The organism is Streptomyces endophyticus, assembly GCF_035798155.1.
GTDB lineage: Bacteria > Actinomycetota > Actinomycetes > Streptomycetales > Streptomycetaceae > Streptomyces > Streptomyces endophyticus.
The window spans coordinates 1-23,418 of the sequence record NZ_JAOZYC010000175.1; the positions used below are offsets into that span (position 1 = coordinate 1).

A 23,418-nucleotide genomic window follows, 5' to 3' on the forward strand; every position below is an offset into this window, starting at 1 on the left:
CCGCGGGCGCCGGGGCCTCGGCGGCCGGGGAAGTCTCGGGGGGCTCGACGGGCGCCTCGTCGGCGGCCGGAGTCGGGGTGGCAGTGGCCGGTATGGCCACAGCGGCGTCCTCTGCGGCGTCCGCGGTCGGAGCGACCGGCGGGCCCGCGGGGCGCGACGCGGCCCGGCGCCGACGGCGCGGGGGCAGGGTGTCGCTGGGGCTGTCCAGCTCAGAGTTGGTGGGTTCGGTCTCGGGCATGCGGGTGGATCTCCCGTCGGGCCTCCGGGCGCCGCGCCTGATCCGTGACCGGTGACGTCTGCGGCTCACGCGCATCGTGTCGAGCGCGGTGCCGCCGGTCCGGGGCGCGGGCGCCGCACGGAGGCTCTCTGTCTGTTCTCGCCGGTTCCGGTACGCGATGTACGTACGGCCTCGCGAAAGTCCTTGGGGTGGGTGCGCTGCCCGACCCAGATGGCTCCCGAGTACAAGGGCGGCGCTACGACGACCGCCTTACGCGGGACCTTCCACGGCGTGCGCCGTCGCGTTGGCAGTTCCTGCGGCCGCCTTTTGTGGGGCGGTCCGGTCTGCCTCGCGGTCAAGCGCGAGCGGGTCGGTCACCGTGCCTGTCTCTGCGTCGAAAAGCCCCTGCGCCAGCCTGGTCACCGCTGCGGGGACCGGCGGCGCCAGGTCGGCCACGGCGCGGAGACCGGACAGGACGTCGTCGGGTCGTACGGCAGGCGTCACGTGCCGAACAACCAGCCGCAGTATCGCACAGGCCGTGTCGCTGGGCCTATCAGCCGGACCAGCCGAAACGTCGGAGACCTCCAGCGCGTCCAGGCTGACGACGGCCTCACGGGCGTCGAACGTCCGGATCCCGCTCTTTGTCTTCCTCTGTACCTCGACGGTCTCCGCGGCGCGGAACGCCTCCGCGGCGCGCGCGGCCTCATCAAGGCTCACGCCGTCGAGCCGCAGCTCCCACACGGATGCGGTGAGCCGGTCGGCGAGGCCCGAGGTGCGGGCCTCCACGGCGTCCACGATGTCGAGGCCCGTGGGCATCGACTCGTCGAGGAGTTCCCTGAGCTTCTCGGGGTCGCGCGGCGCGGTGAGCGCGATCTCCAGGTATTCGGCCTCACTGCCCGTGCCGGTGGGTGCGGCATTGGCGTACGACACCTTCGGATGCGGCGTGAACCCCGCCGAGTACGCCATGGGCACCTCGGCGCGGCGCAGCGCACGCTCGAAAGCGCGCTGGAAGTCTCGGTGGCTGGTGAACCGGAGGCGGCCGCGCTTGGTGTAGCGCAGTCGGATGCGCTGCACCGCGGGTGCGGGCGGCGGGCCTACGGGCTGTCGCTTGCCCAGTGTCCTAATCCTTCGTGAGTGCGGTCGTACTACTGTCAAGACTACGTCCCTGCGGGCCGCCCGGTTCCCTCCGGTCGCTGACCTGCGGTTCAGGCCGCGGCGCCGGGCCGAACAGCAACCGTCGCACGTCGGCCCGCGCCTGCCGGGCCGCGGCGCGCACGCTCGCGGCCACGCGCCCGACGGGCCGCAGTACGTAGTCGCGCACGACGTGCCCGACCGGCGTGAGCACGGTGCGGTACACCCAGCGCAGCGGATCCACGACCAGCCACCGCAGCGCCCGGCCGACGGCACGGGACACGTACCCGGCCACCCGCCAGGCAACCCGCAGCGCGTCCCAGATCTCGCGTGCCACGACGCCGAGCACCCGCCCGACCGGCACCAGCACGTACTTCCACACCGCGAGCAGCGGCACCACGACCAACACCCGTACGAGCCAGGCGAGTCCACGGCCGAGGGGCGCCAACACGTAGTCCCGCAGCGCCCTTCCGACGGGCGCGAGGACATGGACGTACAGCCACACCGCGGGGATGACCAGCAACACCCGCCCGAGCCACCGCAGTCCACGCCCGACGGGCGCGAGCACGTAGCGCCACAGCATCAGGCACGGCCACACCAGCAGCCCGTAAAGCACCCAGCCGATCGCCCGCGCGAGCGGCAGCAGCAGCCACCTGCCCACGAAGCGGCCGACCGCCACGAGCGCGTCCCACACGAGGCGCACGGGCACCACGAGGACGACCATCACGATCCGCAGCGGCAGCCGGATCGCGGCGACAAGGCAGCCCTCAGGGGCGGGTTCGGGGCGCTTCTCCAAGTCCATGTCTCTCCAGACGCTGGTGACGCCTCCGCGGATGCGGCCCGGCATGGCCCGCCCAACTCGCACGTCGTATGTTCGGGGAAGTCTGCAAAATCGCAGTTCGACCTGTAGGGGGAGGAATCACACATGATCACGCTTACGAAGGAAGACGGTCCCGCTGACCTGGACGGGGTGACCCATCTGTCCATCGGGGTGTCCTGGGACCCCACCGCCGGCGCCAGCGGGGGCGTCCTCGGCGCGCTGCGCCGCAAGCAGGGAACGGACCTCGACCTGATCGCCATCGCGATGCAGGGCGGGGATCCGGTGCGCCTGGCCGGCCTCGACTCGCTGGACCCGATGGGCAACGGCTCGCTCATCCACAGCGGCGACAACCAGACCGGCAAGGGCGACGGTGACGACGAGACGGTCACGGTCGAGTTCTCGCGCCTCCCGCAGCAGATCACGGCGATCGTGTTCGTGGCCGCCGCGTACAAGAAGGGCAGCTCGTTCCAGAAGGCCCGCAACATCAGCTTCAAGGTGTACGACGCGACGGGCGGCAGCACGCAGCAGGTCGCCGACATCTGGCCGAGCCTGATGACCAACGACAACGGCTGCGCGGTCGCCAAGGCCCTGCGCGTGGGCGGCTCCTGGAAGCTGGAGGTCATCAACACGCCGGGCAAGGTCAAGCAGGGTGACGAGCGCGCCCTGATGCGGTTCGCCGCCAGCAAGTAGCCCAAGTACCAAGAAGAGGCGGCCGGTTGGGCACCGGCCGCCCCTTCTTCCGTATGTACGCGGCTACTTGACGACCGTCAGCGGCAGCAGCTGCTTGCCCGTCGGGCCGATCTGGATGTTCGTGTCCATCGCCGGGCAGACGCCGCAGTCGAAGCACGGCGTCCAGCGGCAGTCCTCGACCTCGGTCTCGTCGAGGGAGTCCTGCCAGTCCTCCCAGAGCCAGTCCTTGTCGAGACCGGAGTCCAGGTGGTCCCAGGGCAGGACCTCCTCGTAGGTGCGCTCGCGCGTCGTGTACCAGTCGACGTCCACGCCGTACGCGGGCAGCGTCTTGGCGGCGCAGGCCATCCAGCGGTCGTAGCTGAAGTACTCGCGCCAGCCGTCGAAGCGGCCGCCGTCCTCGTAGACGGCGCGGATGACGGAGCCGATGCGGCGGTCGCCGCGCGAGAGCAGTCCCTCGACGATGCCGGGCTTGCCGTCGTGGTAGCGGAAGCCGATGGAGCGGCCGTACTTCTTGTCGCCGCGGATCTTGTCGCGGAGCTTGGCGAGCCGCTCGTCCGTCTCCGTGGAGCTGAGCTGCGGCGCCCACTGGAACGGGGTGTGCGGCTTCGGGACGAACCCGCCGATCGACACCGTGCAGCGGATGTCGTTGCCCGCGACCTCGCGGCCCTTGGCGATCACGTTCGCCGCCATGTCGGCGATCTGCAGGACGTCCTCGTCGGTCTCGGTGGGCAGGCCGAGCATGAAGTACAGCTTCACCTGGCGCCAGCCGTTGCCGTACGCGGTCGCGACCGTACGGATCAGGTCCTCTTCGGAGACCATCTTGTTGATGACCTTGCGCATGCGCTCACTGCCGCCCTCGGGGGCGAAGGTGAGTCCGGAGCGGCGGCCGTTGCGCGTCAGCTCGTTGGCGAGGTCGATGTTGAAGGCGTCCACACGGGTCGAGGGGAGGGACAGGCCGATCTTGTCCTCGGTGTACCGGTCCGCCAGGCCCTTGGCGACCTCACCGATCTCGGAGTGGTCCGCCGAGGACAGCGAGAGCAGGCCGACCTCCTCGAAGCCGGTCGCCTTGAGACCCTTGTCGACCATCTCGCCGATGCCGGTGATGCTTCGCTCCCGCACGGGGCGCGTGATCATGCCGGCCTGGCAGAAACGGCAGCCGCGGGTGCAGCCGCGGAAGATCTCGACGGACATCCGCTCGTGGACGGTCTCCGCGAGCGGCACGAGGGGCTGCTTCGGGTACGGCCACTCGTCGAGGTCCATGACGGTGTGCTTGGACACCCGCCACGGGACGCCCGACCGGTTCGGGACGACGCGGCCGATGCGGCCGTCCGGCAGGTACTCGACGTCGTAGAACCCCGGGATGTAGACGCTGCCCGTCTTCGCGAGGCGGAGCAGGACCTCCTCGCGGCCGCCGGGACGGCCTTCGGCCTTCCACTGGCGGATGATGTCGGTCATGTCGAGCACGGCCTGCTCGCCGTCGCCGATGATCGCGGCGTCGATGAAGTCCGCGATCGGCTCGGGGTTGAAGGCCGCGTGGCCGCCGGCGAGGACGATCGGGTCCTCCACCGTGCGGTCCTTGGACTCCAGCGGGATGCCGGCCAGGTCGAGCGCGGTCAGCATGTTCGTGTAGCCGAGCTCGGTGGAGAAGCTGAGCCCGAAGACGTCGAAGGCCTTCACCGGGCGGTGCGAGTCGACCGTGAACTGCGGAACCTCGTGCTTGCGCATGAGTTCTTCGAGGTCCGGCCACACGCTGTAGGTGCGCTCGGCGAGGACGCCCGCGCGTTCGTTGAGGACCTCGTACAGGATCATGACGCCCTGGTTGGGCAGACCGACCTCGTACGCGTCCGGGTACATGAGCGCCCAGCGGACGTCGCACTCCTCCCACGGTTTGACCGTGGAGTTCAGCTCACCGCCGACGTACTGGATCGGCTTCTGCACATGCGGCAGCAGGGCTTCGAGCTGCGGAAAGACAGACTCCACCGTCGAGGCGGCGGCTTCGGCAGACATACCGTTGACCTTCGTGAGCTGACAGGGGTGACCCTCAAGCCTAACCCGCCGACAGCTTCGGTTCCGCCGCCCTCTCCCAGACCCCCGGCAGCTCCCGCTCCCGGTCCGCCGCGGACGCCTGCTCCTGGCCGTACAGAAGGCCCCAGGTGAAGGCGGACTCCCCCGCCGCGTGCGCCTGGATCGCCAGGTTCCGCAGTGCCTCCCGCGCGACGACGGAGTCCTGGTGATCGCCCAGCACGCTCTGCACGGCCTTCATGCGCTTGGCGAACCGCTTGGCCTGTTTGCCGAGCGCGGGTACCGCGGCCTCCCCCGCGTACCTCGCGCGCTTCGCGGCCTTGCGCGCTTCGTGCAGGGCGATGTCGCGCTCGGTGCCCGGTGCGAGGGAGAGCGCGTGCTCGATGCGGGCCGCGAGGCGGGTGTGGTCCTTGAGGGCGGCCTTGACGAAGCCGTCGGCCGCGGGGCGCTCGGCGGCCGGCCGTCGCAGCGGCGGCTCGGCGAGCAGTGTGTCGAGGCCGCTGAGGAGTGCCAGGTATCGCTTGCCGTCGAGCACGGCGACGGTGTGCCGGCGCGAGCCCTGGCGGCGGGCCACCGCCCAGATCCGCAGCCGGGCCCGGACGGGGCCGAGCAGCAGGGTGCGCGGCACCGCGTCGATCCTCCCGGTGAGCCGCTCGGTGAGCACCTCGCGGTCCCGGTCGATGCCCAACTCGGCGGCCAGCCACTTCAGTTCCTCGCCGACGGGCTCGGTGACGGCGGGGTCGAGCACCTTCTTGTACGTCTTGAATGCGCTGCGCATCCGGCGGGTGGCCACACGCATCTGGTGCACCGAGTCCGGCAGATCGCGGCGCACGGCGGGGTCGAGCTCGACGAGGGCGTCGCGCTGGGCGCGCAGGTGGGCGAGGACGTGGTCGCCGGCGGTGTCCCCTCCGGCGGATGTCCTCCCCTGCGGAGGCCGCGCGGCGCCGGTCTCCTCCAGGGCGCGGGCCAGCTTCGACGCGGCGGCGGACCGCTCGACGCCGGCCTTGCGCAGCCGCTTCTCGACCTTGCCGAGGAAGGCCGGGTCGGCGCCGTCCGCCAGTTCGACCTCGATCTCGGTCCAGGCGGTGGCCCGCTCCCCGTCGGCCCGCACGGCGCGCACGGCGTCGACGCACACCTCGGCGAGCAGTGAGCCGTCGGCCCCGGTCAGATGGGACACGTCCCGCGACGAGTGGAGCCGGACGACCGGAATGAGCTCGTCGCCGCGGACCCGGGAGCGTACGAGGCCCGCGAGGGCGCGCGGCAGGTTCTCCGAGGGCGGGGCCTGCACCTCGTCGCGGACGCCCTCGCTCAGCGCGACCGGCAGTTTGAGGTGCCAGCCCGCGTCGTCCCCGCCGCTGCGGCGGCGCAGGGTGATCCGGTCGGTGGCGAGGCGCTGGTCCTCGGTGTCGTAGTAGACGGCGTCGAGTTCGACGACGCCCTTGTCGATGACGGCCGATACGCCTGGGACCTTGCGCAGGTCGGGCAGCCGGAAGTGGTCGGTCGGGGCGTCGTACTTTCGCTCGATCTCGCGCTTGGTCTCCGCCATAACCCGAATTTAGACGTCAGCGGCGATGGGGCCAAGGTCTCGGGGCGCTGCCCCGGACCCCGCGCCTCAATCGCCGGCGGGGCTTGTTATGCCCGACTCATGCCGACATCGGTCTCTGGACCTTGATCGATTGGAGCAGTCCCACCGCCACCCACACCGCGAACATCGACGAGCCGCCGTAGGAGACGAACGGGAGCGGGAGGCCCGCCACCGGCATGATGCCCAGGGTCATACCGACGTTCTCGAACGCCTGGAACGCGAACCAGGCGATGATGCCGGCCGCCACGATCGTGCCGTACAGCTCGCTCGTGCCGCGCGCGATCTTGCACGCCCGCCACAGCACCACGCCGAGCAGCAGCAGGATCAGGCCCGCGCCCAGGAAGCCGAGCTCCTCGCCGGCCACCGTGAACACGAAGTCCGTCTGCTGCTCCGGCACGAACTGGCCGGTGGTCTGCGAGCCGTGGAAGAGGCCCGCGCCCGAGAGCCCGCCCGAACCGATCGCGATGCGCGCCTGGTTGGTGTTGTAGCCGACGCCCGCCGGGTCGAGCGCGGGGTTGGCGAAGGCCGCGAAGCGGGCGATCTGGTAGTCGTCCAGGACGCCCAGCTTCCAGATCGCCACCGCGCCCGCCGCGCCGACTCCGATGAGTCCGAGCACCCACCGGTTCGAGGCGCCCGACGCGAGCAGCACGCCGAGCACGATCATCACCATCACCATGACGGACCCGAGGTCCGGCATCAGCATGACGATCAGCATCGGGACGGCGGCGAGGCCGAGGGCCTGGAGCACCGTGCGGTGGTCGGGGTGTTCGCGGTCGCCCGCGTCGACGCGGGTCGCGAGCAGCATCGCCATGCCCAGGATGATCGTGATCTTCACGAACTCGGAGGGCTGGAGCGAGAATCCGCCGCCGACGACGATCCAGGCGTGCGCCCCGTTCACGGTGGCGCCGAGCGGGGTGAGCACGAGGAGCACGAGGAAGACGGAGATCCCGTACAGGATCGGCACCGCCGTGCGCAGCGTCCGGTGCCCGAGCCAGACCGTGCCCGCCATCAGCGCGACGCCGATGCCGGTGTTCATCAGGTGCCGGAACAGGAAGTAGTAGGGGTCGCCCTGGTTGAGCTCGGTCCTGTTGCGGGTCGCCGAGAAGACGAGCGCGGCTCCGATGAACGACAGCGCGATCGCCGAGAGCAGCATCGGCCAGTCGAGCCTGCGCAGCACGGAGTCGCGGGCCATGAGCCGCGTCATGGTGGAGCGCTGCGGCCCGTAGCCGGAGACGGAGAAGCCGTTGCCTGTCACCGGTCAGTCCCTCCTGGTGTACGGGGAGGTGGACAGGGCCGCCGCCAGGTCCTGCTGGGTGGGCGGCGCCTCCTTGTTCGGCGGATACGGCTTGATCTCCGGGGCGTCGATCGAACCGTCCTTCTGGATCTTCGGCAGGTCCTTCTCCGGAGTGGGCAGCAGGGCCTTCTTCTTGTTGATGCCGCCCTTGTTGTCGACGCCGTAGAGCGCGTCGTAGATCTTGCGGACGGCGGGGCCCGAGGCGCCGGAACCCGTACCACCCTGGGAGATCGTCATGACGACCGAGTAGTCCTTCGTGTACGTCGCGAACCACGACGTCGTCTGCTTGCCGTAGACCTCGGCGGTGCCGGTCTTGGCGTGCATCGGGATCTTGTTCTGCGGCCAGCCGCCGAAGCGCCAGGCGGCGGTGCCCCGGGTCGCCACGCCCGCGAGGGCCTGGTCGATGTGGCGCTGGGTCTGCTTCGTCATGGGCAGCTTGCCCTGCGACTTCGGCGCGATCTCGCTGACCTGCTTGCCGTCGGGGCTGATCACGGCCTTGCCGACGGCGGGCTGGTAGAGGGTGCCGCCGTTGGAGATGGCGCCGTAGATCCTGGCCATCTGGATCGGGGTGACGAGCGTGTCGCCCTGGCCGATGGAGTAGTTGACCTCGTCACCGGCGCGCATCACGTTGCCCTGGCGGCAGTTCTCCCAGTTGAGCCGCTCGACGTAGGAGCCGTCCCGCTTGCCGCCCTTGCACCAGGCGTCCTTGTTGGCCTTCCAGTACTGCTGCTTCCACTTCCGGTCGGGGACCCGGCCGTTGACCTCGTTGGGCAGGTCGACGCCGGTCTCCTTGCCGAGACCGAACTGGTGGGCCGTCTTGTAGAAGGAGTCGTCGGTGTTGACGCCGCCCTTGGGGTGGATGCCGCCGAGCTTCTGCCACTCCCTGTGGGCGAGGCCGTAGAAGACGGTGTCGCAGGAGACCTCGAGGGCGCGGCCGAGGCTGATCGGGCCGAAGTTCTCCGACTCGAAGTTCTTGAAGACCTGGCTGCCGATCGAGTACGAGCTGGTGCAGGGGTAGCGGCCGTTGAACGGGTAGCCGGCGTTGACCGCGGCGGTGCTGGAGATGACCTTGAAGATCGAGCCGGGCGCCGACTGACCCTGGATCGCCCGGTTGAGCAGCGGGTAGTTGGACTTCTTGCCGGTGAGCCTGGAGTAGTCCTTGCCGGAGATGCCGCCGACCCAGGCGTTCGGGTCGTACGTCGGGCTGGACGCCATGCTGACGACGCGGCCCGTCTTGGCCTCCATCACCACGACGGAGCCGGAGTCGGCCTTGTAGTTTTCGCCGGTGTTCTTGTCGAACTCGTGCCGGGCGGCCTTCATCGCCGCGTCCAGCTCCTTCTCGGCGACGGACTGCACGCGGGCGTCTATCGACGTGACGACGTTCGCACCGGGCTCGGCCTTGTCGCTCTCGGCGCGGCCGATGACGCGGCCGAGGTTGTCGACCTCGTAGCGGGTGACGCCGGCCTTGCCGCGCAGGTCCTTGTCGTACGTGCGCTCCAGGCCGCTGCGGCCGACCTGGTCGGAGCGCAGGTACGGCGAGTCGGAGTTCTTGGCCTTCTCGATCTCCGCGTCGGTGACCGGGGAGAGATAGCCGAGGACCTGCGCGGTGTTGGAGCCGCCGGGGCCCGCGTAGCGGCGCACGGCGGTGGGCTCGGCGGTGATGCCGGGGAAGTCCTCGCTGCGCTCGCGGATCTGCAGGGCCTGCTTGGGCGTGGCCTCGTCGGTGATCGGGATCGGCTGGTAAGGCGAGCCGTTCCAGCAGGGCTGCGGCGTCTTCGCGTCGCAGAGCCTGACCTTCTCCTGGATGGTCTTGGGCTGCATCCCGAGGACCTTGGCGAGCTTGGTGAGGACGGCCTTGCCCTCGTCGTCCATCTTCATCAGGTCGGTGCGGGAGGCGGAGACGACGAGCCGCGTCTCGTTGTCGGCGAGCGGGATGCCGCGGGCGTCGAGGATGGAGCCGCGGGTGGCGGGCGTGACGACCTGCTGGACGTGGTTCCCGGAGGCTTCCTTGGCGTACTCGTCGCCGTTGCGGATCTGGAGGTACCAGAGGCGGCCGCCGAGGGTGAGCAGGAGGGAGAGGACGAGGATCTGGAGGATGATGAGGCGGATCTGGACGCGTGGCGTGCGGCCCGTCTCGGGGATGTTGGTCACGGTGGCGTGCTCCCCCTCTCAGTACGAGGACGTGTACGAGTACGAGTAGGTGTACACGCCGAAGCTGTGCGTGCCTGCGGTGTCGTCGGTCAACTGCCGTGCGCTCACAGGCGCTTGACCCCCTTGATGCGGCCCGCGCGGGAGGCGCGCGCCTTGACCGACTTCATGCGCAGACCGCCGCGCTGGCCGCCGCCGATGCTCAGGCCCGTGCCGCCGCCGGAGAGCCATCCGGAGGAGACGTCGGCGGCCTTGGCGGAGCCGCCGGAGGACTCGCCCAGCGGATCGTTCTCCGCGCGTCTGGCGAGCGCCATCACTCCGGGTACGACGAACGGGGCGAGCAGCAGGTCGTAGAGCGCGGCGGTGAAGATGAGGCTGCCGAGGCCGACGTCGCGGGCGGCGGTGTCGCCGACGAGCGCGCCCACGCCCGCGTACAGCAGGGTCGTGCCGACGGCGGCGCCGACCACGACGAGCATGGGTCCTGCGGCCGAACGCAGCTGGCCGCTCTCGGGCTTGGCGAGGCCCGCCAGATAGCCGATGACGCAGAGCACGAGGGCGTAGCGGCCCGCGGCGTGGTCGGCGGGCGGGGCGAGGTCGGCGAGCAGTCCCGCGCCGAAGCCGACGAAGGCGCCGCCCACGTGCCCGTACACGAGGGCCAGGCCGAGGACGGTCAGGAGCATCAGGTCGGGGACGGCGCCGGGCAGTTGCAGCCGGGCCAGGACACAGACCTGGAGGACGAGGGCCACGACGACAAGGACCGTGGAGAGCAGCATTCGGTTGAAGCGCATGATTCCTTGCTCCTCCTGCTACTGCTGCTGGTCTGCGTTGTTGTCTGCGGCGTTCTCGCCGTTGCCGGCGTCGCCGCCCTCGCCGTTGCCGTTGGCGTCCGCGCCCGGGGTGGCCGTCACGGTGACGGTGGGCGTCGGCTTGGGCTTGGCGGGTTTCTTCGGCAGCACCGTGTCCCTCGGGTCGGTGCGCGGCGCCTGGACGACCACACCGACGATGTCGAGCTTGGTGAAGCCGACGTACGGCTTCACGTAGACGGTGCGGGTCAGGTCGCCGCCGGAGGGGTCGACGCGGACGACGCGGCCGACCGGGACGCCGGGCACGAACGGCTTGTCGGCCTGCGAGCCGAAGGTGACGAGCCGTTCGCCCTTCTTCACCTTGGCCTTGCCGTTGAGCAGCTGGACGCGCAGCGGGCGGTCGCCCTGCCCGGACGCGAAGCCGAGCTCGTCGGACTTCTCCATGCGGGTGCCGACGGTGAAGTCGGGGTCGTTGGCGAGCAGCACGGTCGCCGTGTTGGGTCCTACGGTCGTCACGCGGCCGACGAGGCCCTGTCCGTTCAGTACGGTCATGTCGCGCTGGAGGCCGTCGTTGGCGCCGGCGTCGATGGTCACGGTCCAGGAGAAGCCCTGCGCCGAGCCGATGGCGATGACCTGGGCGCCCTTGATGCCGTACTGGCCCGCGCCCGCCGTCTTCATCATGGCGTCGAGCTGGCGGACCTTGCTGCGGTTGCGGTCGCCGCTGCCGAGCTTGGCCTTCAACGCGGCGTTCTCGTGCTCCAGTTGACCGATGCGGTTGTGCCGCTTGTCGGAGTCGCGGACCGCGCTTATGGCGTTGCCGATCGGGTCTACCGCGCCCGAGACCCCGTTCTCCACCGGGCCGAAGACCGTGGCGGCGGCGTGCCGGGCACCGTCGACAGGCGAGTCCTCGCCGCCGCGGATGTCCACCGTGATCAGTGCGAACGCGATGGCGATCAGCAGCACCAGGAGCAGCCGGCTCTCTCGTGTGTCCCTCACGTGCGGCGGCCGTGCCTTCCTCTGTCGGTTGCGTCGAGCGGTGCTCGGCCGTGCCGAGCGATGCTGGGGAGGATTTCTTATGCCTTGCCTATATATCAACGATCCGCCGCACGAGGTGGCAGGCACTCGTACGGCGGACGTTTTCGCTTCACGTCATCTGCGCGGCGAGGCGTCCAGAACCTGCTGGAGCGCCTCGAACTCCTCGACGCACTTGCCGGAACCGAGCGCCACGCTGTCGAGCGGGTCCTCGGCGATGTGGATCGGCATGCCGGTCTCGCGGCGCAGCCGCTCGTCGAGGCCGCGCAGCAGGGCGCCGCCACCGGTGAGAACGATGCCGCGGTCCATTACGTCACCGGACAGTTCGGGCGGGCACTTGTCGAGGGTGGTCTTCACGGCGTCGACGATCGCGTTGACCGGTTCCTCGATCGCCTTGCGGACTTCCGCCGCCGAGATGACGACGGTCTTCGGCAGCCCCGACACGAGGTCACGGCCGCGGATCTCGGTGTGTTCGTCGGAGTCGAGGTCGTACGCGGAGCCGATCGTGATCTTGATCTGTTCGGCGGTGCGCTCACCGAGGAGGAGCGAGTACTCCTTCTTGATGTGCTGGATGATCGCGTTGTCCAGTTCGTCGCCCGCGACGCGGATGGACTGCGCCGTGACGATTCCGCCGAGCGAGATCACCGCGACCTCGGTGGTGCCGCCGCCGATGTCGACCACCATGTTGCCCGTGGCCTCGTGGACCGGGAGCCCGGAACCGATGGCCGCGGCCATGGGCTCCTCGATGATGTGCACCTGGCGGGCACCGGCCTGCGAGGAGGCCTCGATGACCGCGCGGCGCTCGACGCCGGTGATGCCGGACGGCACGCAGACGACGACGCGAGGCCGGGCGAGGTAGCGCCGCTTGTGCACCTTCAGGATGAAGTAGCGGAGCATTCGCTCGGTGATCTCGAAGTCGGCGATCACGCCGTCCTTCAGCGGGCGGACCGCCACGATGTTGCCCGGCGTGCGCCCGATCATCTTCTTGGCTTCGGCACCGACCGCGAGGATGCCGCCGGTATTGGTGTTGATCGCGACCACGGACGGCTCATTGAGCACGATCCCTCGACCCCTGACGTACACCAGCGTGTTGGCGGTCCCGAGGTCGACAGCCATGTCACGGCCGATGAACGACATTGAGTTCCCCATCAGGATTCGTCTGGCCTTCCCAAGTGGAGCGTTTGATGGCTTGTCAGGTAGGCGAGAGGTGGACGCGTGTGGCGTGGAGGCTCCATCGTAGTCTCGCCTGCACGATCACGGCGCGAGGGTCTTCGCCATTGTCAGCATGGGAGTCCCCGCCCCGCTAATGGGGACGTCCCGACGGAGGAGTGCGTTCCCCCAATCGGGCCGCATATGCAAAAGAGCGGCCCGAATTCTCGGACCGCTCCTGGTCAGTGGCGCTCCGTGACTGACGCTGCATCAGAAAACGAACTCGCCGGTCTCATGGAGCGGACACCGGGTGTCTCACGCGAGTGAGCCGGAGTCCGGAATACGAGAAGACCGGATAGCGGACCCGTTCGCCCCGTTAGGCGAAATCGGGGAAGAAAAGCTTCAGCTCGCGCGCCGCGGACTCCTCGGAGTCGGAGGCGTGGATCAGGTTCTCACGGACGATGCTGCCGAAATCGCCGCGGATCGAACCGGGGGCGGCGGCGATCGGGTCCGTCGGACCGGCCAGCTGGCGTACGCCCTCGATCACGCGCTCACCCTCGACGACCAGGGCGACCACCGGTCCCGAGGACATGAAGTCGACCAGCGGCTCGTAGAACGGCTTGCCCTTGTGCTCGCCGTAGTGCGCCTCCAGCGTCTCCTGGCTCAGGCTGCGCAGTTCGAGCGCGCTGATCGTCCAGCCGGCCTTGCGCTCGATGCGGCCGATGACCTCGCCGATCAGGCCGCGGCGAACGGTGTCGGGCTTGAGCAGGACGAGCGTGCGCTGGGTCATTCGCGGGACTCCTTGTGGGCCTGGATGTGCGGTGACGCCCGAGGTTACAGGGCGTGACCACCGCCCCGGCAGGCGGGCGGTACCGGGGCCCACGCCTCAGGACTGCGCCTGCGCCTGCGCCGCCCAGCGGGCCTTCGCCTCGTCGACCTTGCGGCCGAAGTGGACCGAGGCCCACCACAGGCCCGCGAAGCAGGCGCCGAGGAAGAACATGACCGGGACGAAGAAGCCGCTGATGATCAGGGCGATCTGCAGCGCCCAGCCGAGCTGCACGCCGCCCGGCCGCGTCACCATGCCGCACAGCAGCACGCTGAGCAGCATCGCGACACCGCTCACCGTCCACACCAGACCGGCCGACAGATCGGGGTCCTTCATGGCGACGAGCCCGGCGAAGCCGATGACGAAGAACTCGGCGAGCAGGGTCGAGGAACAGAGAATACGCACGGCGGTCAGCCCTTCCCCAGGAGCAGCCGGGCTTCCCCGACCGTGATCACGGAACCTGTGACGAGCACTCCCCCGCCCGCGTACTCGCCCTCTTCCTCGGCGAGCGTGATCGCGGCCTCGATCGCGTCGTCGAGGCGCGGCTCGACCTGGACGCGCTCGTCGCCGAAGACCTCCACCGCGATGCCCGCCAATTCGTCGGCGTCCATGGCCCGGTGGCTGGAATTCTGCGTGACGACGACCTCCGCGAAGATCGGCTCGAAGGCCTCGAGGAGCCCCCGTACGTTCTTGTCACCACTGGCGCCGACGACACCGATGAGGCGGCTGAAGTCGAAGACCTCGCCGATCGCCTCGGCGGTGACGCGGGCGCCCGCCGGGTTGTGCGCGGCGTCGAGCACGACCGTCGGCGAGCGGCGCACGATCTCCAGGCGGCCCGGCGAGGTGGCCGCGGCGAACGCGGTGCGGATGGTGTCGATGTCGAGCAGGCGCGCGTGCTGCGAGCCGATCCCGAAGAACGCCTCGACGGCGGTGAGCGCCACCGCCGCGTTGTGCGCCTGGTGCGCGCCGTGCAGCGGCAGGAAGATGTCCTCGTACTCGCCGCCGAGCCCGCGCAGCGTCATCAACTGGCCGCCGACCGCGACCTCGCGCCGGACGACGCCGAACTCCAGGCCCTCGCGGGCCACCGTCGCGTCCGTCTCCACGGCCTTCTTGAGGATCACCTGCGCCGCGTCCACCGGCTGCTGCGCCATGATCACGGAGGCGTCCTGCTTGATGATCCCGGACTTCTCGCCGGCGATCTCGCCGGGCGTCTCACCGAGCCGGTCGGTGTGGTCGAGGTCGATGGGCGTGATGACCGCGACCGATCCGTCGATCACGTTCGTCGCGTCCCAGCTGCCGCCCATGCCGACCTCGACGACCGCCACGTCCACCGGGGCGTCGGCGAAGGCCGCGTAGGCCATGCCCGTCAGCACCTCGAAGAACGAGAGCCGGTACTCCTGCTGGGCGTCGACCATCTCGATGTACGGCTTGATGTCGTCATACGTCTCGATGAAGCGCTCGTGGTCGATCGGGGCGCCGTCCAGGCTGATCCGCTCGGTGATCGACTGGACGTGCGGCGAGGTGTACCGGCCGGTGCGCAGGTCGAAGGCCGTGAGCAGGGCCTCGATCATGCGGGCCGTGGACGTCTTGCCGTTCGTGCCCGTGATGTGGATCGAGGGGTACGCCTTCTGCGGCTCGCCGAGCACGTCCATCAGCGCGGCGATGCGGTCGACCGAGGGCTCCAGCTTCGTCTCGCCCCAGCGCGTGGCGAGCTCCGCCTCCACCACCCGCAGCGCCTTCTCCACCTCGGGATCCTGCGGGCGGGCCGGGATGCCGTCACCCTGCGGCGGGGCCGACTGGGTGCGCAGGGTGCGACTGCCCGCCTCGATCACCGCGAGGTCGGGGTCGCGGGTGGTCTCTGCACCGACGATCTCTTCGAACTGGTCGGCGTCGTCGGGGTTGTCGGGGGAGCCGTGGTCGCTGCTGTCGCGCGGGGGGAGGTCACTCACGCACGCCAGTCTACGGAGGTCCACCGACAGCGCGCCCGACGCCACCCGACGTCCCGGTTCGGGACCTTCGGCCTGTCCGTTTCGGGACCTTGGTCCCTCCGGAACGACCTTCCGCCCGGCAAACTTGCTGATCATGGACATAGGCATCGATCTCGGCACCGCCAACACCCTTCTCTACGTGCGCGGTCAGGGCATCGTGCTGAACGAACCCTCGGTCGTCGCCGTGAAGGCGGGCGGCAAGTCGGGCGGGCACGGCGACGTACTCGCCGTGGGCAGCGAGGCGAAGGAGACCATCGGGCGCACGCCGGGGTCGATCACCGCGATCCGGCCGCTGCGGGACGGCGTGATCAGCGACTACGAGGCGGCCGAGGCGATGATCCGGCACTTCGTCCGCAAGGCGGTGCCCGGGCGGCGCCCCCGTACGCGCATGGTGGTGTGCGTGCCGAGCGGGGTCACGCCCGTGGAGCGGCGGGCCATCGTGCACGCGGCGGAGCGGGCCGGGGCGAAGGCCGTGCACCTGATCGAGGAGCCGATGGCGGCGGCGATCGGGGCGGGGCTCCCGGTCGCGGACCCGCGCGGGTCGATGGTGGTGGACATCGGCGGCGGCACGAGCGAGGTCGCTGTCATCTCGCTGGGCGGCGTGGTCACTTCGCAGTCGCTGCGGGTCGGCGGCGACCGGTTCGACGAGGCGATCACGGACTACGTGCGCAAGCAGCACGGGCTGCTGATCGGCGAGCGCACGGCCGAGGACATCAAGGTCGCGATCGGTTCGGCGTGGCCGGTGCCGGGCGAGGACGCGTTCGAGATGCGGGCGTTCACGGTGCGGGGGCGGGAGAAGGTGGTGGGCCTGCCGAAGACGGTCGAGCTGACGGTGCGCGAGGTGCGGGCCGCGCTGGACGAGCCGGTGGAGTCGGTCATCGCCGCGGTGAAGGCGACGCTGGAGGAGTGTCCGCCGGAGCTGTCGGGGGACGTGATGGAGCACGGGATCGTGCTGACGGGCGGGGGCGCGCTGCTGCCGGGTCTTGATCTGAGGATCGCCTCCGGCACGGGGATCCCGGTGTTCGTCGCGGACGACCCGCTGGACAGCGTGGCGCTGGGGTGCGGGAAGTGTGTGGAGGACTTCGACGGGTTGCAGCGCATGATGGCGGCGTAAGCCGTCCTTGGGGCCTGGTTCGTTCGGCGGGTTCTGTTCCGCTGTGGTTTGCGCAGTTCCCCGCGCCCCTGGGCACTACGTCCTTGCCGGGAAGGTTGCCTCGACCTCGTAGGTGGCTGAGCCTGTGCGGCCCGCGCTGAACGTGCCGCCCAAGGACAGGACTCGCTCCGCCATGCCCGCCGTGCCGGTGCCCGCCGAGACCGGGGGGACGTCGGGGGCGGTCGTCGGGAGGGGGTTGGTCACGGTGACGTGGAGGCGGTTGGCTGCCACGGTCACCGTTACCGTCACCGGTCGGCCCGGTGCGTGCTTCGCGGCGTTCGTGAGGCACTCCTGGACGACGCGGTAGACCGCGGCCTGGCGCAGCGGGGACTGGGCGAGGGCGGCGGCGTCCACTTCGACGGCGACCTCGTTGCCGGCCGCCGCGCTCTCCTCGGCGAGCCGGGGCAGCGCGTCGAGGCCGGGGGTGGGGGCGCCGCCTCCGCTGCCGCGGCGCACGACGATCTCGTTGAGTAGCAGGTGCGCCCGCCGCGCCGTCTCGGACAGCTCGTCGAAGTCCGTCTCCCAGCGCTCGCCGCGGGCCCGCCGCGACAGCACCTCCGCCCGCACCGACAGCATCGTCAGCTCGCGCCCCACGAAGTCGTGCACGTCGCCCGCGACGTCGGAGCGCTCCTGCTGCACGGCCTGGAGCAGCGCGGTCTCGGCGCCCTTGGCCTCCAGGGCACGGACGAGGTCGATACGGCGCGCGGCGATGCCGACGCCGGTGGCGAGCACCCCTATGGGCACGGCGAGGGCGAGGAACTGGCTCACGCTCTCGCCGCCCCGGTACGCGGGCCATTCGAAGAGCGCGAACGCGGCACAGGCCCAGACGAGGTAGCCGCAACAGGCGAGGATGCCGGAGTTCCGGCCCCGGTAGCGGGCCACGGAGTACAGGGCGAACTGGATCAGCGTCACATCGTGCAGCCAGCCGAGGAAGACCATCCCGACGACGAACGACAGCCAGGGCCCCCACGGCTCGCGCCTGCGCAGCAGCAGCGTCGCGGCGCCGAGGGCGAGCACGAGCGTGGCGGACGTCCCGTTGAGCGCGTTGTCCGCCCTGGCCAGGCCGGGGATGTCCAGGCCCATCAGGGCGAAGCAGCCGGCGGCCGTGACGAGGTCGACGGCGTGCGGGGTACCGCGCCAGCGCTCCAGGCGCGACCAGAGGCGACCGAGGCGGCGGCCCGCGACGGCCGTCGCCGCCCCGCTCGTCGCCAGCCCGTCGGCCTCGTCGTGCATGGAGCCCCTTCTCCCCGCGTCTGCGCCCGGTACGTTCCCTTTCTTACCTTGATCCGGCGCGCCGGGCAGCACGAAGGCCCCGGACCCGAGCACGGGTTCCGGGGCCTTCGTGGACCGCTGGTCAGGCCTGCGGCAGCCGGTCCAACTGGGCCTGGATCCGGGCGATGTCCTCGTCCGCCTTGGCGAGCCGCCCCTTGATCTTGTCGACCACGTGGTCCGGGGCCTTGGCGAGGAACGCCTCGTTGCCCAGCTTGCCCTCGGACTGTGCCTTGTCCTTCTCGGCGGCGGCGAGGTCCTTGGCGAGGCGCTTGCGCTCGGCGGCCACGTCGATCGCGCCGGACAGGTCGAGCGCCACCTCGGCGCCCGCGACCGGCAGCGTGGCGGTGGCCGTGAAGCCCTCGCCCTCCGGCTGCAGCTTGAGCAGCTGGCGGATCGCCGGCTCGTGCGCGGCGAGCGCGGTGCCGTCCAGGGTGAGGCGGGCCGGGACGCGCTGGCCCGCCTTGAGTCCCTGGTCGCCCTTGAAGCGGCGGACCTCGGTGACGACCTGCTGGAGCGTCGCGATCTCCTGCTCGGCGGCATCGTCGCGGAAGCCGCTGTCCGTGGGCCAGTCGGCGATGACGACGGACTCGCCGCCCGTGAGCGTCGTCCACAGCGTCTCGGTGACGAACGGGACGACCGGGTGGAGCAGCCGCAGCATGACGTCAAGGACCTCGCCGAGGACCCGTCCCGACACCTTGGCCGGCTCGCCGCCCGCCATGAACGTCGTCTTCGACAGCTCGACGTACCAGTCGAAGACCTCGTCCCACGCGAAGTGGTAGAGCGCGTCGGAGAGCTTCGCGAACTGGTAGTCGTCGTAGAACGCGTCGACCTCGGCCACCGTCTTGTTCAGCCGCGACAGGATCCAGCGGTCCGTCGCCGTCATCTCGGACGGCTCCGGCAGCGGGCCCTCGACGGTCGCGCCGTTCATGAGCGCGAAGCGCGTCGCGTTCCAGATCTTGTTGGCGAAGTTGCGGGACGCCTGGACCCAGTCCTCGCCGATCGGGACGTCGATGCCGGGGTTGGCGCCGCGGGCGAGCGTGAACCGCAGCGCGTCGGAGCCGTAGGTGTCCATCCAGTCCAGCGGGTTGACCGCGTTGCCGAACGACTTCGACATCTTCTTGCCGTGCTCGTCACGGACCATGCCGTGGAACGCGATGGTCTTGAAGGGGACCTCGCCGTCCATCGCGTACAGGCCGAACATCATCATCCGGGCGACCCAGAAGAACATCAGGTCGTAGCCGGTGACCAGGGCCGAGTTCGGATAGAACTTGGCGAGGTCCTCGGTCTGCTCGGGCCAGCCCAGCGTCGAGAAGGGCCACAGGCCGGACGAGAACCAGGTGTCCAGGACGTCGGTGTCCTGGTGCCAGCCCTCGCCGCTCGGCGGCTGCTCGTCGGGGCCGACGCACACGATCTCGCCGTCCGGGCCGTGCCAGACGGGGATGCGGTGGCCCCACCACAGCTGGCGCGAGATGCACCAGTCGTTGAGGTTGTCGACCCAGTCGAAGTAGCGCTGCGACAGGTCGGCGGGGTGGATGTTCACCCGGCCGTCGCGGACCGCGTCGCCCGCGGCCTTGGCGAGCGTCTCGACCTTCACCCACCACTGCAGCGAGAGCCGCGGCTCCAGCGTCGTCTTGCACCGCGAGCAGTGCCCGACCGAGTGCACGTACGGCCGCTTCTCGGCGACGATCCGGCCCTCGGCGCGCAGCGCGGCGACGATCGCGGAGCGCGCCTCGAAACGGTCGAGACCCTCGAAGGGGCCGTGGGCGGTGATGATGCCGCGCTCGTCCAGGACCTCGATCGCCTCGAGGTCGTGGCGCTGGCCGATCGCGAAGTCGTTCGGGTCGTGCGCGGGGGTGACCTTGACGGCGCCGGTGCCGAACTCCGGGTCGACGTGCGTGTCCGCGACGACGGGGATCGTGCGCCCGGTCAGCGGCAGCTTGATCCGCTTGCCGATCAGGTGCGCGTACCGCTCGTCGTCCGGGTGGACGGCGACCGCGGTGTCGCCCAGCATCGTCTCGGCGCGGGTGGTCGCGACGACGATGGTGTCCTCGCCCTCGCCGTACTTCATGGAGACGAGCTCGCCGTCGTCGTCCTGGTAGTCCACCTCGATGTCCGAGATGGCCGTCAGGCAGCGCGGGCACCAGTTGCTGATGCGCTCGGCGCGGTAGATCAGGCCGTCGTCGAACATCTTCTTGAAGACGGTCTGGACCGCGCGGGACAGCCCTTCGTCCATCGTGAAGCGGTCGCGGCTCCAGGCCACACCGTTGCCCAGGCGGCGCATCTGACCGGCGATCTGGCCGCCGGACTCGTCCTTCCACTGCCAGACCCGCTCGACGAACGCCTCACGGCCCAGGTCGTGCCGGGACAGGCCCTCCTTGGCGAGCTCGCGCTCCACCACGTTCTGCGTGGCGATGCCGGCGTGGTCCATGCCCGGCTGCCACAGCGTCTCGTAACCCTGCATGCGCTTACGGCGGGTGAGGGCGTCGATCAGCGTGTGCTCGAAGGCGTGCCCCAGGTGCAGGGAGCCCGTGACGTTCGGCGGCGGGATGACGATCGTGTACGGAGGCTTCTCGCTCTTGGGATCGACATCGAAGTAACCGCGCTCTACCCAGCGCTCGTACAGCGGCCCCTCTACTTCGGCCGGCGCGTACTGGGTCGGCAGTTCGGAGGTGGGCGCTGGCGTCTGCTGCTGAGAGTTCTCGGTCACCGGGCCAGTTTAGAGGGGTTACAAGCTCGTACTGAAACCGAATCCGGTGGAACGGATCGCACCCACGTACGCCAGGATGTCGGCAGCACATAAGCAACGGGAGGGAATGCCAGTAATGAGCCACAACCAGCCGGGACCGTACGGGAACCAGCCGCCCCAGCAGCCGGGCCCGTACGGACAGCAGCCCCGGCAGCCGGGCCCCTACGGCCAGCCGCAGCAGCCGGGTCCGTACGGCCAGCCGCCGCAGGCGCCCCAGCCCGGTTACGGTTACCCGCAGCAGCCGCCTCAGCAGGCGCCCCAGGGCGTTCCGCCCCAGCAGCCGCCGGGTCCGTACGGACAGCCGCCGCAGCAGGCGCCCGGCGGTTACGGCCAGCCCCAGCAGCCGGGCCCGTACGGTCAGCCGCAGCAGGCTCCGTACGGCCAGTACCCGCCGCAGCCGCCCACCGGCGGGGGCGGCAACAAGAAGATGCTGGGCATCGTCATCGGCGCGGTCGCCGTGGTGGCGGCGCTCGCGGTGGGGGGCTACTTCATCTTCGGTGGCGGCGGCAGTGGCAGCGGCGGCTCGTCCGTGGCGGACGACGGCGCGCACAAGCTGACGACGCCGGCCACGGTCCTCGGCGAGTACCAGAAGAGCAGCTCGAACACCTCCAGCAGCGGCACCTTCACCGAGAACGACGTGCAAGAAGCCGAGAAGTGGGGCGTGACCGACCCCAAGGCGGTGAACGCCAGCTACAAGGCGGGCTCCGGCACCTCGGTCAAGGCGATCAACTTCGGTGGTGTCTACGGCAAGATCGAGGACCCGGAGAAGGTCGTCGACTCGATGTTCACCGAGATGCAGAAGAAGTCGGAGGAGGAGGCGGGCGGCGCGAGCGGCGCCAAGGTCTCCTTCGAGGGCTCGCCCCAGAAGTTCGAGCCGGCCGGCTTCAAGAACGGCGTCATCAAGTGCCAGAACGCCAAGTACGCGATGCCCGGCGGCAGTTCGTCCACCGCGGGCGTGCCGTCGAGCTTCAAGATGCCGATGTGCATCTGGGGTGACCACAGCACGGTCACGTACATCGTGTTCTCCGACAGCGGCGCCATCATCTCGAAGAAGGAGCAGCCGCTGAGCGAGGCGGCCGACACGACGGCGAAGCTGCGCGAAGAGGTGCGCGTCAAGTCCTGACGGTCAGCAGCTTCATGAGAAGGGCCCCGGTCGGAGATCCGACCGGGGCCCTTCTCATGCCGACTGGCGTTCCGCTACGCCGACTTCTGCTCGCCGCTGCCACCGCCGCGGGCGTCCCGCGGGATCAGCGTCGGGTTCACGTTCGAGTGAACGGCTTCCGCGGTGATGACGACGCGGGCCACGTCCTTGCGGGACGGGACCTCGTACATCACCGACTGGAGGACCTCCTCCATGATGGCGCGCAGTCCTCGCGCGCCGGTGCGGCGCAGGATCGCCTGGTCGGCGATGGCCTCAAGCGCCTCGCGCTCGAAGTCCAGCTCCACACCGTCGAGTTCGAAGAGCCGCTCGTACTGCTTGACCAGAGCGTTCTTCGGCTCGACGAGGATCTGGAGCAGCGCCTCACGGTCGAGGTTCTGGACCGCGGTGATGACCGGGAGCCTGCCGATGAACTCCGGGATCATCCCGAACTTCACCAGGTCCTCCGGCATGACCTCCTGGAACTGGTCCTTCTCCTCCAGCTCGCGCTTGGAGTGCAGGGTCGCGCCGAAGCCGATGCCCTTGGCGCCCGCCCGCGACTCGATGATCTTCTCCAGACCGGCGAACGCGCCGCCCACGATGAACAGCACGTTCGTCGTGTCGATCTGGATGAACTCCTGGTGCGGGTGCTTGCGGCCGCCCTGCGGCGGAACCGAGGCGCTGGTGCCCTCAAGGATCTTGAGGAGCGCCTGCTGTACGCCCTCACCGCTCACATCGCGCGTGATCGACGGGTTCTCCGACTTGCGGGCGACCTTGTCGATCTCGTCGATGTAGATGATCCCGGTCTCGGCCTTCTTGACGTCGTAGTCGGCCGCCTGGATCAGCTTCAGCAGAATGTTCTCGACGTCCTCGCCGACGTACCCCGCCTCCGTCAGCGCCGTCGCGTCGGCGATGGCGAACGGGACGTTGAGCATGCGCGCCAGTGTCTGTGCGAGGAGCGTCTTCCCGGAACCGGTCGGGCCGAGGAGAAGGATGTTGGACTTCGCGAGTTCGATCGCGTCGTCCCGCCCGTTCGCCCCGCCGTTCTCGCCGGCCTGGACGCGCTTGTAGTGGTTGTACACCGCGACGGACAGGGCCTTCTTGGCGGCTTCCTGTCCTACGACGTAGCTCTCGAGGAACTCGTAGATCTCGCGCGGCTTGGGCAGTTCCTCCCAGCGCACTTCGCTCGTCTCAGCGAGCTCTTCCTCGATGATCTCGTTGCAGAGGTCGATGCACTCGTCGCAGATGTATACACCGGGGCCTGCGATGAGCTTCTTGACCTGCTTCTGGCTCTTTCCGCAGAACGAGCACTTGAGCAGATCGCCGCCGTCACCGATGCGTGCCACGAGGTGCTTCCCCTTCGCCTGGGAGACGCTCGCGTAAGCGGCTCCTGGTGCCTGTATC

The 23,418-nt window shown here is 69.8% G+C and carries 19 protein-coding genes; 3 read left to right on the forward strand and 16 right to left on the reverse strand.

Annotated elements, in window-relative coordinates; genetic code table 11:
* From OKJ99_RS36140 to OKJ99_RS36150, 3 genes are all read right to left on the reverse strand, one after another.
* Positions 1–238 (reverse strand): hypothetical protein (locus OKJ99_RS36140; protein ID WP_407700832.1); only part of this gene is annotated, 238 nt, incomplete at its 3' end.
* A gap of 249 nt (positions 239–487) precedes the next feature.
* Complete coding sequence (locus tag OKJ99_RS36145; RefSeq protein WP_326022535.1) at positions 488–1,291, reverse strand: TIGR03936 family radical SAM-associated protein; 804 nt, start codon at positions 1,289–1,291, stop codon at positions 488–490.
* 46 nt (positions 1,292–1,337) lie between these two features.
* Complete coding sequence (locus OKJ99_RS36150; RefSeq protein WP_326022536.1) at positions 1,338–2,150, reverse strand: hypothetical protein; 813 nt, start codon at positions 2,148–2,150, stop codon at positions 1,338–1,340.
* A 123-nt stretch (positions 2,151–2,273) separates the two neighbouring features.
* Here OKJ99_RS36150 and OKJ99_RS36155 point away from each other — a divergent pair, with 123 nt between their 5' ends.
* Complete coding sequence (locus tag OKJ99_RS36155; RefSeq protein WP_326022538.1) at positions 2,274–2,858, forward strand: TerD family protein; 585 nt, start codon at positions 2,274–2,276, stop codon at positions 2,856–2,858.
* 63 nt (positions 2,859–2,921) lie between these two features.
* On the opposite strand, the gene OKJ99_RS36160 is transcribed toward OKJ99_RS36155, so the two are convergent.
* The 10 genes from OKJ99_RS36160 to folC all read right to left on the reverse strand — a co-directional run bounded on the left by OKJ99_RS36160 (position 2,922) and on the right by folC (position 15,666).
* Complete coding sequence (locus OKJ99_RS36160) at positions 2,922–4,865, reverse strand: TIGR03960 family B12-binding radical SAM protein (RefSeq protein ID WP_326022540.1); 1,944 nt, start codon at positions 4,863–4,865, stop codon at positions 2,922–2,924.
* 40 nt (positions 4,866–4,905) lie between these two features.
* Entirely contained in the window at positions 4,906–6,426 is a 1,521-nt protein-coding gene (locus OKJ99_RS36165) for a CYTH and CHAD domain-containing protein (protein ID WP_326022541.1), read from the reverse strand.
* 97 nt (positions 6,427–6,523) lie between these two features.
* Entirely contained in the window at positions 6,524–7,720 is a 1,197-nt protein-coding gene (gene rodA, locus OKJ99_RS36170; RefSeq protein ID WP_326022542.1) for a rod shape-determining protein RodA, read from the reverse strand.
* A 3-nt stretch (positions 7,721–7,723) separates the two neighbouring features.
* On the reverse strand, positions 7,724–9,910 hold the full coding sequence (gene mrdA, locus OKJ99_RS36175; RefSeq protein ID WP_326022544.1) for a penicillin-binding protein 2: 2,187 nt from the start codon (positions 9,908–9,910) through the stop codon (positions 7,724–7,726).
* A 104-nt stretch (positions 9,911–10,014) separates the two neighbouring features.
* Positions 10,015–10,695 carry a rod shape-determining protein MreD gene (gene mreD / locus OKJ99_RS36180; protein ID WP_326022546.1) on the reverse strand — a complete coding sequence of 227 codons (681 nt, stop codon included), beginning with the start codon at positions 10,693–10,695 and terminating at the stop codon, positions 10,015–10,017.
* A gap of 18 nt (positions 10,696–10,713) precedes the next feature.
* A complete protein-coding gene (gene mreC / locus OKJ99_RS36185; RefSeq protein ID WP_326022547.1) occupies positions 10,714–11,706 on the reverse strand; it encodes a rod shape-determining protein MreC in 993 nt (330 codons plus the stop codon).
* 153 nt (positions 11,707–11,859) lie between these two features.
* Complete coding sequence (locus tag OKJ99_RS36190; protein WP_266719674.1) at positions 11,860–12,879, reverse strand: rod shape-determining protein; 1,020 nt, start codon at positions 12,877–12,879, stop codon at positions 11,860–11,862.
* A 388-nt stretch (positions 12,880–13,267) separates the two neighbouring features.
* A complete protein-coding gene (ndk, locus tag OKJ99_RS36195; RefSeq protein WP_326022550.1) occupies positions 13,268–13,681 on the reverse strand; it encodes a nucleoside-diphosphate kinase in 414 nt (137 codons plus the stop codon).
* A 96-nt stretch (positions 13,682–13,777) separates the two neighbouring features.
* Entirely contained in the window at positions 13,778–14,122 is a 345-nt protein-coding gene (locus OKJ99_RS36200) for a DUF4233 domain-containing protein (protein WP_326022551.1), read from the reverse strand.
* Positions 14,123–14,127: 5 nt separating this feature from the next.
* Positions 14,128–15,666, reverse strand: a complete 1,539-nt coding sequence (folC, locus tag OKJ99_RS36205; RefSeq protein WP_326022553.1) for a bifunctional tetrahydrofolate synthase/dihydrofolate synthase — start codon at positions 15,664–15,666, stop codon at positions 14,128–14,130.
* A 133-nt stretch (positions 15,667–15,799) separates the two neighbouring features.
* On the opposite strand from folC, the gene OKJ99_RS36210 reads away from it, so the two are divergent.
* Positions 15,800–16,819: a rod shape-determining protein gene (locus OKJ99_RS36210; protein WP_326022554.1), complete on the forward strand. Its 1,020-nt coding sequence runs from the start codon at positions 15,800–15,802 to the stop codon at positions 16,817–16,819.
* A 75-nt stretch (positions 16,820–16,894) separates the two neighbouring features.
* Here OKJ99_RS36210 and OKJ99_RS36215 read toward each other — a convergent pair whose 3' ends face one another.
* Complete coding sequence (locus OKJ99_RS36215) at positions 16,895–18,091, reverse strand: sensor histidine kinase (protein WP_326022555.1); 1,197 nt, start codon at positions 18,089–18,091, stop codon at positions 16,895–16,897.
* Positions 18,092–18,212: 121 nt separating this feature from the next.
* On the reverse strand, positions 18,213–20,837 hold the full coding sequence (locus OKJ99_RS36220; protein ID WP_326022556.1) for a valine--tRNA ligase: 2,625 nt from the start codon (positions 20,835–20,837) through the stop codon (positions 18,213–18,215).
* 115 nt (positions 20,838–20,952) lie between these two features.
* On the opposite strand from OKJ99_RS36220, the gene OKJ99_RS36225 reads away from it, so the two are divergent.
* On the forward strand, positions 20,953–21,999 hold the full coding sequence (locus OKJ99_RS36225; protein WP_326022557.1) for a hypothetical protein: 1,047 nt from the start codon (positions 20,953–20,955) through the stop codon (positions 21,997–21,999).
* A gap of 74 nt (positions 22,000–22,073) precedes the next feature.
* Here OKJ99_RS36225 and clpX read toward each other — a convergent pair whose 3' ends face one another.
* Entirely contained in the window at positions 22,074–23,360 is a 1,287-nt protein-coding gene (gene clpX / locus OKJ99_RS36230; RefSeq protein ID WP_326022559.1) for an ATP-dependent Clp protease ATP-binding subunit ClpX, read from the reverse strand.
* Positions 23,361–23,418 lie beyond the last annotated feature (58 nt).